This window comes from Eubacterium sp. 3_1_31, assembly GCF_964249515.1.
Lineage (GTDB): Bacteria > Bacillota_I > Bacilli_A > Erysipelotrichales > Erysipelotrichaceae > Longicatena > Longicatena caecimuris.
This window is the reverse complement of the sequence record NZ_CAXUBY010000006.1, coordinates 33,358-48,969: the sequence shown is the minus strand read 5'-3', so window position 1 is coordinate 48,969 and position 15,612 is coordinate 33,358. Positions and strand designations below refer to the sequence as shown.

Genomic DNA, 15,612 nt, shown 5'->3' with positions numbered 1-15,612 from the left:
GTGATGAATTGGGGTATTTTAGGACAGGGTGTCATCGCTCATCAAATGGCACAGGCATTATTACAGGAACATGGGACTATCTATGCGGTTGCAGGACGTCATCCGAAAAAGGTAGAAGCGTTCGCAAAGCAATACACAATCGCGCACGCTTATACGATTGATGAAGTAATGCAAGATGAACATGTGGATATCGTCTATATTGCTACACCACATTCCAATCATTTTGAATATATCATGCAGGCACTTCAACATCATAAGCATGTCTTATGTGAAAAAGCTATTACAGTAAATGCACAACAACTTGAAGAGGCTATGGCTTTCGCAAAGAAACATCAGCTGATTCTGATGGAAGCGATGACTATTTTTCATATGCCGATCATGAAGAAAGAGAAAGAACGCATTGAGAGTGGAAAACTTGGAAAATTAAAAATGTTGCAGATAAATTTTGGCAGTTGTAAAGAATATGATATTACCAATCGATTCTTTGCGAAAGAGTTGGCAGGTGGAGCCTTATTGGATATCGGAACCTATGCAATAAGCCTTGCCCGTTATTTTCTGCATGCACAGCCGCATATCATTAAAACAGATATGCTTCCTTTTGAAACCGGAGTAGATGAGATGAGCGGTATCATCTTACGCAATAAAGAAGATGAAATGGCGATCATTACCTTAACAATGCGCGCAAAGCTTCCTAAACGCGCTGTTATAGCGGGTGAACTTGGTTACTTGGAGTTATGTGAATACCCTAGAGGAGATAAAGCGACGTGGAAAATGACACAAGATGGTCATGAAGAAATGATGAAGGATGGAGAAAGTGCATTGGCATTGTGTTATGAGATTCGTGATATGGAAGAGGCCGTAAGAACTGGGCAAAACGAAACTTTGCAGTTGAGCTATGATGTGACAAAGCTTTTATGGGAAGTAAGAAAACAATGGGGCATGATATATCCATTTGAATAACTACTGCATGAGCATGCTATGTAAGAAATCGTGGTGATGCGTATCATAAAGAAAATGATGTTTCCAATCCTGTAAAAAGTGTTACAATATTCATATAGGAAAAAGGAGATGGCGGTAATGAAGTACGCTGTTGTGTATTGTAGTCACACAGGAAATACAAAACGTGTGGCAGAGGCGATTGCGCAGGTTATTCCGGCAGAGGATATGCTTTATTTCGGAATTCCGGATATGGATGCGACAAAAGATGCGGATGTTATTTTTGCCGGATTCTGGACGGATAAAGGCAGCTGCCCAAGCGCATTGTTAGATTATTTTTCATCCTTGCATAATAAACAAATCGTGTTATTCGGTACATGTGGCTTTGGCGGCAGTGCAGAATACTATGATATGATCTTACAGCGAGTCAGTGCATTTATTGAAGATGATTGTACTTATGTGGATGGTTTTATGTGTCAGGGAAAAATGCCGATGGAATTAAGAGAACGCTATGAGCGAGCAAAAGAAGATCCAAAGAAAATAGAACGGATTCTCGATAATTTTGATATGGCACTATCACATCCAGATGAAAATGATCTGCGCCAGGCCAAAGCTTTTACACAAATAATTTTACGATCCATTGCATAAACGAAAACACAGGAAACCTTAAGGAGAGCTGTTTAGAAAGCATATCCATACAACAGGTTGCCTGTGTTTTTTAATTCAACTTGGGGAATACAAACAAAAGGTATTGGCAAAGACTGTGAATCTTCTTAGAAAATAAAAGTAAGCTAGCTTTTAGGATTATTCTTTATTTGTATGTGGTGATCATTCAACTGGTTTTAGAAAATCATTCTTTGCATACATGAAAATTATCCGGTAATTGCTCAACGGTGGTTGGCGCATTCATGAAAATCGTATCAAAGTCGGTTGTGTGTGCCCAGGTGGCTAAGGCTTGTACTTGCAGCTTGCTGGCATCGGCCAATATATGTGCTTTGCGACAGCGTTTTAATACAGCGGCTTTCACAGCACTGATATCTAAATCAACAGCCATGACTTCTTCACTTTCTAAATCAATGCCGCTTGCTGAGAAAAAAGCCTGATCGAAATGAAATCGATTAATATCTTCAATGGCTACAAAACCGACGCTCATATCATAATCGGGAATATAGTGACCGCCGATCAGAAATAATTCCCCTTTAAAACGTTTCGGCAATTTTCTTACCAAATAAGTACTGGCTGTTACCAATTTGATGTTTTTATCTTTCAGATAGGGCAGCATGGCAACTGGGGTTGTACCGGAATCAAGGTAAATACATTCACCATTCTTCACGATCTCAGCCGCTGCTTTTCCAATCAATTCTTTTTCAGCTAAATGAATGTTTTCTTTATTCATTACCGGTAAATCGGTACTGCTGCTTAAAGTCTGTGGTAATTCTTTACGAATCGCTCCACCGCGTTCACGCTGAATCAATCCCTGTCGCTCTAGCTCCATTAAATCACGGGTGATCGTAGATTTACTGGCGTTTAAAAATTCCATCAATTCACTAATGGTGACAAAAGATTGTTCTTCAATTACTTCCATAATGCGAAATAAACGTTCTTTGCTGAGCATAAGATCCCTGCTTTCTTTTCTTTATCATACGACACAAAGGAAGTTTTCGTCAATGGATGTCTTCAAAAGAAATCAAATTGATTCATTTTATTGGTAAATATGTGCGTATCAAGAACTTCTAACGTTTTGTATCCCTTTTATAATTCCTTGTTATCATGCTATACTATAGCTGAGATAGGAGGTTTTCTTATGGCATCAATGGAAGACTTGAAGAAACGTTTAAACTCCTCCAGCCAGTTTTTACAAAGCAACGATATGCATGTTGTTGAAGTAAAAGAAGGCTATGCTAAGGTGGAGATGATTATAGATGAACAGATTTTGAATGTTCATGGCTTTGTTCATGGCGGAGCATTGTATTCCTTAGCTGACACAGCTGCTGGAGCAGCTAGCTTTGCGACAGGGCGCGATAGTGTTACGCTTTCGGGTACCATCAATTATATAAAACCGGGAAAAGGTGGTAAGCTGATTGGCATCGCACAGGAAATATCTGCTGGAAGAACGACAGGTGTATATGAAGTGTTTATTTTTAATGATCAAGAAATCTTATTATCACGCGCAACATTTACGATGTTTTTCTTAGATGGGGAGCGCTATCGTAAGCAAAAATAAGGAAGTGTTGTTTCTATTCTTGAAAGGCTAATGCGCTTTTATACTAACAGATGGAATAGAATACTAACAATTAAGGATACAAACAGATGAAATGAAAATGATAAGGGGAAATGATATGAAGGTAATACTGCATGATTTAGCACAAGCGGAATGGAGCACGCTTGCTCTTCCTGTAGATAATAATACAAGAATCATCGATCATACCAAGGTCATCCATCCATGCGTGGGCTGCTTTGGTTGTTGGACGAAAACACCGGGGCAGTGTGTTATACAAGATGAATATCAAAAAATAGGTGCTCTTTTTGGTAACACAGACGAGTTGATGATTATTAGCCGATGTTCGTTTGGCAGCTATAGTTCTTTTATAAAAAATGTTATAGATCGCTCTATCGCATATTTTCTTCCTTTTTTCGAGATACGCCAAGGGGAAATGCACCATAAAGTAAGATATCATAATACGATACAATTCCGTGTGTTTTTTTATGGAGAAGATCTATCTGAAAATGAAAAGAAAACCGCTAAACTATTGGTAGAAGCAAATGTGCAAAATTTTAACGGCATATTAAAACAAGTTTGTTTTGTAGATAGTTATGAGAAGCTTAAAGAGCTAGTGATATAAGAAGTAACTAATTTTTATATTCATCATTTTGACATCAATATGCATTTAAAAAGTCGTAGGGAATGAGAAAGGTATGGAAAAAGATATGATTCTATTACTGAATGGTAGCTTACGCAAAAGCAAGAGTAATTCAAATCATTTTTTAAATTTATTAAAAACGCAACTAAAAGATTCATATGAAAGCGTACAACTTTATCAACGAAAAGATCTAAATGTTATGAAAGATCTGCTTCAAAAAGCGGATGCCTGTGTGATAGGTATGCCGGTATATGTAGATGGTGTTCCTGCCCAAGTCATGGAGTTTATGGAACAGATGTATCTTCGATATCAAGGACAGTTTGCACAATTACCCGTTTATGTAATAACTAACCTTGGTTTTTATGAAAGTGAACAAGGGAATGTTTTGCTGGAAATTGTAAAGAATTGGTGCAGCAAGATGGGATTTTTCTATGGAGGAGGACTTGCCATAGGAGCCGGTGAAATGCTTGGCACTTTAAAAAAGGTTCCTCTTGATCAAGGCCCCAATCAACAACTAGGAAAAGGCATCCGCCAGTTTGCTGAAGCTATTTCTGATAAGCGATGCATCGAGGATATTTATGTGGAACCAAGCTACTTTCCAAGAAGATTATATATCTTGGCGGCGCATCGAAATTGGTATAAAATGAGCAAACAAAATGGCTTGCAAAGAAAAGCATTATACCAAAGACCGGCAGTGAAATAAGCATACCGTACCATATAAAAATGAGAGGTGAAAGCATGCCATCTAGTAAAAGCTTTTTACAATATGTTTTAGAACAATTGTCTGCGCTAGAGGATATCACATATCGCGCAATGATGAAGGAATACATCATCTATTACCGTGGAAAGATCGTAGGCGGTATTTATGATGATCGATTACTTGTAAAACCGATAAAATCAGCAGTGAAGTATTTGCCGACAGCTACCTATGAACTGCCATATGCAGGGGCGAAAGCAATGCTATTGGTAAATGAAGTTGATGATAAAACTTTTTTAATGGGCCTTTTTGAGGCAATGTATGAGGAGTTGCCAGAGGTAAAAGGGAAAAAGAAAAAATAGTAATTTATTTGCACTTCATATTTATAAGATAGCGGATCATCGTGATGGTGAATCGCTTTTTTAATGAAACGCTACATTCTTACTTTATAGTGATAAGCATCTTTGTACATCAGCAGTATGGCCTTTACAAAGATTTCCTTATCATAAGAATGTTTTAGGATTGCATGTTGTAGGAAAAGTAGTGTATCATAATGCTGTTATTTAGATAGAAAGCAACAGTTAAGCAATAACTACAGATGAGGTAACAATATGCAAATCAGACAAACATTTCAAAAGTATCATTTTGTCGTTTTCTTTATACTGGTTGCAATGGAAAGCATGGCTGCGAATTTTGCCCATCCCATCACACCGACATTGATTCAACAATTACAGCTGCCGGATTATTCTTTTGGTTTATTGTATGCCGGCATGGCATTTACGAATTTCTTGTTTTCGCCATTATGGGCAAATCAGGTACATCATTTAGGCAGTAAGCGTGTATTGGGCATATGTTGCGTGGGCTATGGCGCAGGACAAATGCTGTTTGCTCTTAGTAAAACACTTCCTTTGATCATGGTTGCACGTTTATTATCCGGCTTCTTTGTTGGTGGTATCATGGTGAGCTTTTTGACTTATATCATTGCCCATGCCACACTTGAACAAAGAGGTCGCTATCTTGCTTTATCTGCCACCATCCCAACAGTTTTTGCGGCTTTTGGTTATTTGATAGGCGGTATCATGGGTGTTTATTCCTTGTTTGCGACTTTTGTTATGCAAAGTCTGACCTTGGTGGCAGCCGGAGTTCTTTTTGCTTTGTTTTTAAAAGCTGATCCCGATAAAGCAAAAACGCATACTATTTCTTTTAAAGATATCAATCCTTTTCAAGCCTTTTTGGATGCACGCCACTTTTTAAACGTGGCCATGGTGCTATTGTTTTTTGTTGTCTTTCTAACATCTTGTGCAACCACGGCATATGATCAAAATTTCAACTATTTCATTAAAGATCAGTTCGGTTTCCCATCTTCCTACAATGGCGCATTAAAAGCAGTTGTTGGTTTTGTGTCTTTATTCGCAAATACGACAATCTGTATGTGGATCATGAAACGTGGAAATGTAAAAAAAGCCCTGCGCTATGTTTTAGCGGGAGCCGGCATCTTACTTGTGATGATGACCTTTACCACGCACATGGTTCCATTCATGGTTGTCAATCTGCTTTTCTTTGCGTTTAATGCCATCTATATTCCACTATTACAGGATGTATGTGCTGGGGAAGGTAATACGGAAAACAGTCATCAGGTCATGGGTTTTTATAATGCGATGAAAAGTCTTGGCATGATTGCCGGAGCTTTGTTTGCAGGATTTATTTATGGTGCAGGAGCTCGCTTATCATTTCTTTTTGCAGGTCTTTTCTTTCTCATCAGTACCTTGATTTTTCATATCTTCAAAGCTATTGCGAATAAAGCTACTGCAAAAGCATAGCAAGTATGCTGTTTATCATCTTGACATATAAAGGCACGCATTAGGCAGCATTTCTTCTTGAAGCAATTGTTCATAGGCTTCTAGCTTGCGCATGAACAAGGCGAAAAGCTGTTCGATTTTTGCTAATTCCAGTGTAGTGCCTATGGAATGACAGGTTATCGTGTAGATATCTTGCTATGTGAAAGCTGATAGCTGAAGGGAAGGAAAATGACGTAACATGGTTAAAATTACTATTACCCTTTGTAAACCGTTTTCTTAGATAAACTAGTTTCTTGAATACATTTTTTTGGTTTTTCCTCTGGATTATCTATTTGCCATTGTTTTACATAGGTAGTCACAATAATCAAAAATGTAATACTTGAAAAGATAAAAATTGACCAAGTATTTGCTTGGTCAATCTATCCTGTTTCACTTATTAGAATTAGAAAATAGTAAATTTAATACCCATAGTTTACAAAATAAATATAATCAAAATAGCATATATAATACAAGTAAAATAAGCAAGATATAGAAGGGGATGTTTGATAATTGATTTTTCTCTTGCTATATTGATTAAGTTAGAAAAAACTATCAAAAATAAACAAAATTGAAAATAATTTATTTGTAAATTTATATCAAATTTTAATAAAATTGCTATAATTGCTACAATGAGACTTGCAAAACTTGAATATCTTAATATTGCTGAAAATAAATTTTTTCTCATAATTTTTTTTATTTATAAAAGTTAGTTTGACGAACCACAGTATAATAACTAGTAACTCTATTGATATCAGTAACTGTTCCTCCTGGTCCATAGACAAGTCATTATACTAAAAACGTTTATAACCAATCTTTTAATTTTTATCCTCCTTTTTTATTCTATAATTTAAAATTATAATAAAGTTCCCATGTTTCCACCTCTTTCTAACATTTACAGTATACAAAAGAATATTAAAAAATATAAGACTCATTTATTTGCTATATTTATGGTATGATATGAAAGTAAGCACTAAACATAACTCAGTTTTTACTTTAAAAAAATTTCACCATTTACATGAGATAATTCATGTAAGGAAAAGAGTATAAAAAAAGCGCTGATATAGAGCGCTTCACTCACGATATGGTGCAGGAGAAGAGATTTGAACTCTCACGCGATTGCTCGCACTGCCGCCTGAAGACAGCGTGTCTGCCGTTCCACCACTCCTGCTTAATTGAGTGCTTATATATAATAAACTATTTTAAAACATTTGTCTAGTAGAAAATGAAAAAATTATATCCGTAAAACAGTTTCTTTACAGTATATAATGGCGAGAAAAAACACAACGAAATTTAGCTATTTCGATTGCGCAATTGTGCATAAATAAAGGCTATATAGCAGATGATATATGATGAATTCATGAATCACACAGGATGTAGGAAAAGCCTTTGATAAGTGTAGAATGCTCTTACATGAAAGCTATGTTATAAGGATGTTTTGGCATCACCGAAAAAGAAAGTAAGTAGAAAAAAAGTCCTATTGAAAGGACTTGCTCTTTGATAAGATATTTAAGGTAACCCTAAAACATCTTTTTTGATTTTCATTGGTGCAGCCGATGAGACTTGAACTCACACGAGCATACGCCCACTACCCCCTCAAGATAGCGTGTCTGCCATTCCACCACGGCTGCTCATTTATGCTTTATAATAATACTATATTTTTTTTAATTTATCCATAGTTTTTTTAATTTTCTTATGATGCATTCCATCTTATAAAAAAGCTATCCATAATTGAAAGAAGACAAAACGCTTATGCATTGCTTGTTACAGTGCAAAGCTTGCGACGATAACGAACAAGATATGTGAAAAGCCTTACATCATAAAATTCGTCTAGAAATCACATGATGCACACACTCATCACATATTTATAGTAGATAATAGAATCCGAATAAAAGAAAGGTTGAATGTTAATGTCAAAAAATAAGATTAAAATCTCGAAAGCTAGTATCGTTTTTTATGTAGCATCTGTTGTATTTCTGGGAATTGCCGCATTTTATTTCTATATTACGTATGAATCAGTTGTTACCTACAGTCAAAGTGCCAGCTTAGAAATCAAAGATATGCTAAATGCTTATTTCAGCAATTGTGCCCCTTTCTTCGCATATGCTTTTGGTTGCTATGGTATCGGTTTTATTATCTCAAAAATTGGAAATCTAAATCAAATACTTGCATTATGCTTGGATGATGCTATCGCAGAAACCCAGGATCAGGATGTTGTTCCTACACAAACTGAAGAAACTATGCAGGATGTTGAAAGTGATGCAAATCGCGAAATTGCTACCGAAGAAGCCTAATTTCTAACGGTGCGTACTCTTCATAAAATCTTCATATAAAATTAATATTATAATCAAGAAAAAGGAGTATCCTAACAGTATGAATGGAGGGATACCGGATGAAAGAAGTTATCGAAACGTTTTTGCAAGGAAAATTAACAGCATTCTTTTGTATATTGCTGGCACTGCCATTTCTTATTATGATGGTATCCTTATCACGACGCTTTCAGCCCATGCTGATTGAAAAGGATTCCTACAAAAACGAATAGTAAAAAACCTGTATGATCGTGGTATGGCAGAATGACATCTGTGCATATTTACGAAATACAGGTTTTTTCATGTCTTCATTATTTTTCCATCTGTGCAATTACCAGCTCGGCAATCTGAACAGCATTCGTTGCCGCCCCTTTTCTAACTTGATCGCCGCAGCACCAAAAACTTAATGCGTTGGTATGGTTGCTCATATCTTCACGGATACGACCGACAAATACCAAATCTTGATCAGTGGTATCTAATGGCATAGGATATTTTTGATGTTCAGGATCATCAACTAATTTCACACCTGGAGCAGTTTGCAACAAGGCTCTGGCTTTTTCAACGCTGATTTCTTTATCGAATTCAACCATGATTGATTCGGAATGGGAACGATATACCGGAACCCGAACACATGTACAATTCACACAAAGATCAGGATTGTCCATGATCTTTCTTCCTTCATTTTGCATTTTCATTTCTTCACTGGAATATCCCGCTTCATTAAAGCCACCTATTTGAGGAATCAGATTATAGGCAATCTGATATTGGAAAGTAGAAACTTCTACTTCTTTCTCATGGGCGATTGCGCCAACTTGCTGATTCAGTTCTCGAATACCGTTTACCCCGGCTCCAGAAACTGCCTGATACGTTGATACGACCATGCGTTTTGCCTTTGCGTAGCGATGCAGTGGTGCTAAAGCTACCAAAGCAATGATCGTTGCGCAGTTTGGATTGGCGATGATGCCGTTATGTGAGGCAACGGCTTCTGGATTTACTTCTGGTATCACCAATGGTACATTGGGGTCTAAACGATAGGCTGAGCTGTTATCCACAACAACGGCACCAGCTTCTACAGCTTTCGGTAAAAAGCGCTTAGCAATATCATTCTCCGCAGCACCTAACACGATATCGATACCTTGAAAGCTTTGCTCGGTTGTTTCCTCAATGCTATACTCTTTCCCATTGATTTCCATTTTTTTACCGGCACTGCGCTTGCTGGCTAATAAATGTAATTCATTGATGGGAAAGTTTCGTTCCATTAAGATTTTGATCATTTCCTGACCAACGGCACCTGTAGCACCTAAAATAGCCACATTATATGTTCTCATATACAATCCTTCCTTTCTTTCTATCCTATTCAATAACAAAGGAATTGTAGATAGCCGAAATGGTTTTCTCAAAGTCCTTATCTTCTACACCAACAACAATGTTGATTTCATCACTGCCCTGTGCAATCATACGAATGTTGATATTATGCTTACCTAGTACGGCAAACAAACGTCCGGAAATACCGGGGCGATACATCATCTGACGACCAACAGTCGCAATCAAGGCGATGTGGTCAATGACCTTCACATTATCCGGATTGCAGGCTCTTTTGATATCGCCTACAATATCGTAGATGACATCCTTGACATCATCGCTATTTACAACAATACTAAAGGAATCAATGCCACTTGGAATATGTTCAATGGAAATGCGGTAATTTTCAAATACTTCCAATGCACGTCGAATGATACCGACTTCATCGGACATATGATTTTTATAAATAGCTACCACAGTGAAGTTTTTCTTGCCGGCAATTCCGGTAATGATCTGATCAGAATCTTTTTCTTTGATTTCCTCGACGATGATCGTTCCGCCTTCTTTCGGATGATTTGTATTTAAGATATTGATAGGTATATTTTTTTCTTTGACTGGAAAGATGGCTTCTTCATGTAGGACACTGGCACCCATGTAAGACAATTCACGCAATTCGCTATAAGTAATCGTATGAATACGTTTTGGGTGTGTCACGATGCGTGGGTCAGCCATCAAAATGCCGGATACATCTGTCCAATTTTCATACATATCGGCATTTAATAGGCGTGCTAATATAGATCCTGTAATATCACTTCCTCCACGTGCCATTGTTTTTACTGTACCATCTGGCAAAGCACCATAGAACCCTGGAATGACAAAGCAGTCATGGGATTTTAGAAAATTATCCAAACGATATTTTGTGGCATCAAAATCAATCTTGCCATCATAGCGGAAGGTGATGATATCTTTGGCATCAACAAAAGGGAAACCTAAATATTCCGCCATTAATTTTGCGGTCAGATATTCACCACGGCTTACCAGATAATCCGTAGACATCGATTTGCTTAGCTCACTTTGTAACTTAGCCAAATCCTCTTCGATAGGGTATTGTAGTCCTAAATCAGTTTTAATAGAAATAAAGCGTTCTTTAATCAAATCGAACAAGGATAGATAATCTACACTATATTTCAGATGAGCTTCTATCAGATATAATAAATCTGTTACTTTGTTGTCTTTTTTATGCTCTTTGCCACTTGCGCTGACGACAACAAAACGTCTCGCTTCATCACTTTCAATAATATGCTTAACCTTTGCAAACTGTGCGGCATTAGCGACAGATGACCCTCCAAATTTAGCAATCTTTAACATTATAATTCCTCCCTATGATCATGGATGCTTGCCATAAAGGCTGTAGCATCGTGTTTTAAGATTTCTTTCATCAGTTCATGCATATGGGCAACCTCGACATTTTTTACATGTAGATATTTATCAAAGGTACTGCTGTCATAAGATAAATGATGTAACATCGGACGTAAGGACTTATCACAGCGTACAATATAATCACGGTTACACAATGTCGTATCGTACTGCATTTCTTTTTGGAAATGCAAGACGCGATGGGCTTTGCCTTCCAGGATATCAAGGATATCTTGTACTACAGCATTGGCCGTTGCCAGTTTTCCGGCCCCTTGTCCAAAAAACTTTAAATCACCAATCGTATCACCATGCAAGGTAATCAGATTGTAATTATCCATCGTATTTGCTTCCAACTGATTTTCTTTAAATAAAATAGGCTCTACGACACAGCTGTAGGTGTCTTCTTGGCGTTTGGTTTTGGCTATCAGACGAACAGCCATACCTAAGGATTTAAAATACTGGACATCTTCTTTGGTGATGGTGCGGATCCCAAATACCGGAAAGTTATCAGGGACATGATAATCATAGGCAATGGATGCGGAAATACGCAGTTTATTACAAATATCAAAGCCATCGATATCCGCGCTAGGATCAGCTTCGGCATATCCTAAATGTTGTGCTTCCTTTAATACTTCATCAAAGGTTGCCTGGTAACGCTGCATATGATCTAGAATGAAGTTGCTGGTTCCATTAAAAATGCCGTGAATGCGATTGACCTGATCAATACGCAAGGCTTTTTCCAGACCTTGAATCCATGGAATACCACCTCCGGTGCTGGCTTCATAATAGAAGTTTACATCATTTTCACTGGCACATTCATGAAATTCTTTTACATAGGCTGCGACAACCGCTTTGTTTGCCGTGACGACATGTTTTCCGGCCTGTAATGCCTGTAGGATATAAGTATGGGCCGGCTCTAAACCTCCCATGGTTTCTACGACAACATCCAAAGCAGGATCGTTGAGTATGGTTTCAATATCATCACACATATAAGGAAGGGTTTTAGGTTTTCCTTTCCGTATCAGAATGTGTGTTACATGCAAAGCTTTCGTTTCTGGTGTTGTGGCATGCTCAATAATTTCATAAACACCACTGCCGATCGTTCCAAAACCAAGTATTGCTATATTCATGGAAATCCTCCTTTTTAAAATTTTTTGTCTTTTTAATAAAAACACTTGTTTTTATATTGCGAACATTGTATCATAGTAAAATAAGAATTGCAAGATGAAAAAAGGAGAATTAAAGATATGGAAAAAAGGATGCAGAAAATATATACAAGTACTCGTAATAAAGATATAAAGCGGACACCGAAAGAAGCTATCTTAGCTGGTATGGCGGATGATGGCGGTCTATATGTATACGATGGATTGGATGAAGTAAAGCTGCCAATCCGCGATATGATGGAAATGTCGTATGCGCAAATGGCTGAAACTATTCTGTCTGCATTACTTCCGGATTTCACGGAAGAGGAAGTGAAAAAATGTGTACAGGATGCCTATGCCAATCGTTTTGATAACGATGATATTACCCCTCTTCATATTGCCAAAGATGTACCTGTTTTGGAATTGTTCCATGGACCTACCTGTGCTTTTAAAGATGTGGGATTGCGTATGTTGCCACAATTAATGTCAACTGCTATTCAAAGCTGTAAAGGCAAAGATGTGATGATTTTAACAGCAACCAGTGGTGATACGGGAAAAGCTGCTTTGGAAGGCTTTAAAGATGTTGAACATATTGGTATCACAGTGTTCTATCCGGATCATGGTGTCAGCAATATGCAGAAATTACAAATGGTGACAACAAGTGGACAAAATACAAAAGTTTGTGCTATTCAGGGAAACTTTGATGATGCGCAATCGAATGTAAAAAAGATTTTCCAAGATCAAGAGATGAAAGAGCGTCTGAATGAGATGAATACGACATTATCTAGCGCAAACTCAATCAATATCGGCCGTTTGATACCGCAGATCGTTTATTATGTATTTGCTTATAAGGAAATGGTACGCAAAGGTAAGATTCGTTTCGGCGAAGAGATTAATTTCTGTGTACCAACCGGTAATTATGGCAATGTCTTAGCCGGCTATTATGCAAAATGTATGGGACTTCCCGTAAAACGTTTCCTGGTTGCCAGCAATGCCAACCATGTGCTGTATGATTTTTTAACCACGGGTATTTATGATCGTAACCGTTCTTTCTTTAAAACCATATCACCAAGTATGGATATTTTAATTTCCAGTAACCTGGAACGTTTGTTGTATTATAAGAGCGGAAAAGATGCAGACTATATTCATGAACTGATGAAGTCTTTAGAAGAAAAAGGTTCTTATCAGGTACGCAGTGATATATTTAAAGATATTCAAAAAGATTTTTACGGTGGCTATTGTGATGATGAAACATGTGCTGCGATCATGAAGGAGTTTTATGAGGAAAAGGGATATGTATTAGATCCTCATACAGCTGTTGGTTATAAGGTGATGAAGGATTATCAAAAAAATGATGCGACACCTTGTGTCTTACTGGCAACGGCCAGTCCGTATAAATTTGCTCCGGCAGTGGAAAACGCTATTTTCCAACAGAGCAATGAGGATGAATTTGCTTGTATGGAAGAATTACAGCGAAAAAGCGGTGCCCGTATTCCGGATTCTTTATTGTTGCTGCAAGGGGCAAAAATTCGTCATGAGGATGTAATTGATAAAGAGGATATGCGTGATTACGTAGAAAAAACAGTAAAGGAGATGTTCCATGATTAAGGTAATTGTGCCGGCAACCAGTGCTAACTTAGGTGTAGGATATGATTGTTTGGGTTTGGCATTAGATGAATATGCAACTGTTTATTTTGAAGAAATCGCTACAGGATTAGAAATCATAGGCTGTGAAGAAGCTTATTGTAATGAAGATAACTTAATTTACCAAGCCTTTTTAAAGGGGATGCAGTATTTACAGAAAAATTGTACAGGATTGCGCATTACCATGGATACCAACATTCCTTATACAAGAGGATTAGGCAGCAGTGCCACCTGCATCGTTGCCGGATTGGCTGGGGCAAATGCACTAGTAGGAAGTCCTCTTAATAAATATGAGTTATTTGATTTGGCAACACAGATGGAAGGGCACCCGGATAATATTGCACCTGCTATCTTTGGAGGTCTTTGTGTCAGCTTTATGGAAGAAGGAAAGCCGAATATGATTCGCTATGGCATCAAGAAAGATCTGTTGTTTGTCACATTGATTCCTGATTATGAAGTCAATACCAAGGCAGCACGAGAAGTCTTACCAAAACAGATGAGTTATGCGGATGCTACGTATCAGATGGGGCGCTGTGCGGCTTTAGCAAAGGCGATGGAAATCGGTAACCCGCTGATCTTGCGGAAAGCATGTACAGATAAGATGCAGGAACCATATCGCAAGCATCTGATTCCACAATATGAGGATGTAAAAAAACTATGCCAACAACAAGATATGATTACAATGTTCATCAGTGGCAGTGGATCTACGATGATTGCGTTGACACAGGAAGAAACAGATGCGAAGAAACTCATAGAACAAATACAGATGCTATATCCTACATGGGATTGTCGTTTGTTGCATGCGACCTATGATGGCGTACAATGTGAGGTGATATAATGGAAAAATATTATATAGTAGATAGTGCGATTTTACCAGATGTGCTAGATAAAGTTATAGAGGCCCGCAGCCTTTTACAAAACGGGGAAGTCAAACAGGTCAGTGAAGCTGTGAAACGTGTCGGTATCAGTAGAGGCACCTATTATAAATACAAGGATTATGTATTCCTTCCGGATAAAGGAATGAGTGCTCGTAAGGCAGTCATCTCTTTGATGTTGCATCATGATAAAGGTATTCTTTCCGAGGTGCTGAATGTGATGTCAAAAACCAATGCTAATATCTTGACCATTAACCAAAACATTCCGATTCATGGCTGGGCAAGTGTGGTTATTTCCTTTGATATCAGTGAAATGAATTCTGGTATTGATGATTTAATGCAGTTGTTAAATGAATGCCGCGGTGTTTCTAATCTGCACTTACTGGCTGTGGAATAAAGCATTCGCTATCGTATGAAGATAGAACGATGTTGATGGGTTAGAATTAAGTTTATAATCTTTATAGGATCTCTTTGCTATCCTTCCTGTGGTGATTGCATGGTGTGATAGAAGAGATCTTTTTTTATTCGTATGGAGGATACCTTTTGGTAAGAAAACTTATTTTTAAAAAGATCAAAATGCTTTTTCTTTAAAGAA

At 37.6% G+C, this 15,612-nt stretch carries 16 protein-coding genes and 2 tRNA genes; 12 read left to right on the top strand and 6 right to left on the bottom strand.

Annotated features, from left to right (window positions below):
• Nucleotides 1–3 precede the first annotated feature (3 nt).
• Nucleotides 4–960 (top strand): Gfo/Idh/MocA family protein, encoded by a 957-nt coding sequence (locus ACESSZ_RS04130; RefSeq protein WP_499842692.1) that lies wholly within the window; start codon nt 4–6, stop codon nt 958–960.
• A 117-nt stretch (nt 961–1,077) separates the two neighbouring features.
• A complete protein-coding gene (bilS, locus tag ACESSZ_RS04125) occupies nt 1,078–1,584 on the top strand; it encodes a flavodoxin family protein BilS (RefSeq protein ID WP_008690765.1) in 507 nt (168 codons plus the stop codon).
• A 202-nt stretch (nt 1,585–1,786) separates the two neighbouring features.
• Here bilS and ACESSZ_RS04120 read toward each other — a convergent pair whose 3' ends face one another.
• Nucleotides 1,787–2,551 carry a DeoR/GlpR family DNA-binding transcription regulator gene (locus tag ACESSZ_RS04120; protein WP_008690767.1) on the bottom strand — a complete coding sequence of 255 codons (765 nt, stop codon included), beginning with the start codon at nt 2,549–2,551 and terminating at the stop codon, nt 1,787–1,789.
• A gap of 189 nt (nt 2,552–2,740) precedes the next feature.
• Here ACESSZ_RS04120 and ACESSZ_RS04115 point away from each other — a divergent pair, with 189 nt between their 5' ends.
• The 5 genes from ACESSZ_RS04115 (at nt 2,741) to ACESSZ_RS04095 (ending at nt 6,314) form a co-directional block, all read left to right on the top strand.
• Nucleotides 2,741–3,160 carry a PaaI family thioesterase gene (locus ACESSZ_RS04115; protein ID WP_008690769.1) on the top strand — a complete coding sequence of 140 codons (420 nt, stop codon included), beginning with the start codon at nt 2,741–2,743 and terminating at the stop codon, nt 3,158–3,160.
• A 115-nt stretch (nt 3,161–3,275) separates the two neighbouring features.
• A complete protein-coding gene (locus tag ACESSZ_RS04110) occupies nt 3,276–3,779 on the top strand; it encodes a flavodoxin family protein (RefSeq protein ID WP_008690771.1) in 504 nt (167 codons plus the stop codon).
• Nucleotides 3,780–3,852: 73 nt separating this feature from the next.
• Nucleotides 3,853–4,500, top strand: a complete 648-nt coding sequence (locus tag ACESSZ_RS04105; protein ID WP_008690772.1) for an NAD(P)H-dependent oxidoreductase — start codon at nt 3,853–3,855, stop codon at nt 4,498–4,500.
• A gap of 35 nt (nt 4,501–4,535) precedes the next feature.
• Nucleotides 4,536–4,856: a TfoX/Sxy family protein gene (locus ACESSZ_RS04100; RefSeq protein WP_008690773.1), complete on the top strand. Its 321-nt coding sequence runs from the start codon at nt 4,536–4,538 to the stop codon at nt 4,854–4,856.
• 249 nt (nt 4,857–5,105) lie between these two features.
• Nucleotides 5,106–6,314 (top strand): MFS transporter, encoded by a 1,209-nt coding sequence (locus ACESSZ_RS04095; protein WP_008690774.1) that lies wholly within the window; start codon nt 5,106–5,108, stop codon nt 6,312–6,314.
• Nucleotides 6,315–7,414: 1,100 nt separating this feature from the next.
• Here ACESSZ_RS04095 and ACESSZ_RS04090 read toward each other — a convergent pair.
• Together ACESSZ_RS04090 and ACESSZ_RS04085 are read right to left on the bottom strand one after the other, a co-directional pair.
• Nucleotides 7,415–7,500 (bottom strand) — tRNA-Leu (locus ACESSZ_RS04090).
• 374 nt (nt 7,501–7,874) lie between these two features.
• A tRNA-Leu gene (locus ACESSZ_RS04085) sits at nt 7,875–7,960 on the bottom strand.
• 279 nt (nt 7,961–8,239) lie between these two features.
• Between ACESSZ_RS04085 and ACESSZ_RS04080 the strand changes: the two genes are divergently transcribed.
• Together ACESSZ_RS04080 and ACESSZ_RS04075 are read left to right on the top strand one after the other, a co-directional pair.
• Nucleotides 8,240–8,623: a hypothetical protein gene (locus tag ACESSZ_RS04080; protein WP_008690777.1), complete on the top strand. Its 384-nt coding sequence runs from the start codon at nt 8,240–8,242 to the stop codon at nt 8,621–8,623.
• 98 nt (nt 8,624–8,721) lie between these two features.
• Nucleotides 8,722–8,871 carry a hypothetical protein gene (locus tag ACESSZ_RS04075; protein ID WP_008690778.1) on the top strand — a complete coding sequence of 50 codons (150 nt, stop codon included), beginning with the start codon at nt 8,722–8,724 and terminating at the stop codon, nt 8,869–8,871.
• Between the two features lie 78 nt (nt 8,872–8,949).
• On the opposite strand, the gene ACESSZ_RS04070 is transcribed toward ACESSZ_RS04075, so the two are convergent.
• Genes ACESSZ_RS04070 through ACESSZ_RS04060 form a run of 3 tightly spaced genes read right to left on the bottom strand, consistent with a single transcriptional unit; the run spans nt 8,950 to nt 12,486 of the window.
• On the bottom strand, nt 8,950–9,966 hold the full coding sequence (locus ACESSZ_RS04070; RefSeq protein WP_008690779.1) for an aspartate-semialdehyde dehydrogenase: 1,017 nt from the start codon (nt 9,964–9,966) through the stop codon (nt 8,950–8,952).
• A 25-nt stretch (nt 9,967–9,991) separates the two neighbouring features.
• Nucleotides 9,992–11,308, bottom strand: coding sequence for an aspartate kinase (locus ACESSZ_RS04065; RefSeq protein WP_331866754.1), 1,317 nt, complete (start codon nt 11,306–11,308; stop codon nt 9,992–9,994).
• Nucleotides 11,308–12,486 (bottom strand): homoserine dehydrogenase, encoded by a 1,179-nt coding sequence (locus tag ACESSZ_RS04060; RefSeq protein WP_331866755.1) that lies wholly within the window; start codon nt 12,484–12,486, stop codon nt 11,308–11,310. The genes ACESSZ_RS04065 and ACESSZ_RS04060 overlap by 1 nt, the downstream gene beginning before the upstream one ends.
• Before the next feature lie 117 nt (nt 12,487–12,603).
• On the opposite strand from ACESSZ_RS04060, the gene thrC reads away from it, so the two are divergent.
• From thrC to ACESSZ_RS04045, 3 genes are read left to right on the top strand one after another with little or no spacing between them, the layout of a single operon-like run.
• A complete protein-coding gene (gene thrC, locus ACESSZ_RS04055) occupies nt 12,604–14,106 on the top strand; it encodes a threonine synthase (protein WP_117548045.1) in 1,503 nt (500 codons plus the stop codon).
• Nucleotides 14,099–14,980: a homoserine kinase gene (gene thrB, locus ACESSZ_RS04050; protein ID WP_331866756.1), complete on the top strand. Its 882-nt coding sequence runs from the start codon at nt 14,099–14,101 to the stop codon at nt 14,978–14,980. The genes thrC and thrB overlap by 8 nt, the downstream gene beginning before the upstream one ends.
• Nucleotides 14,980–15,414 carry an ACT domain-containing protein gene (locus ACESSZ_RS04045; protein WP_008690788.1) on the top strand — a complete coding sequence of 145 codons (435 nt, stop codon included), beginning with the start codon at nt 14,980–14,982 and terminating at the stop codon, nt 15,412–15,414. Before thrB ends, ACESSZ_RS04045 begins: the two co-directional genes overlap by 1 nt.
• Nucleotides 15,415–15,612: the final 198 nt, after the last annotated feature.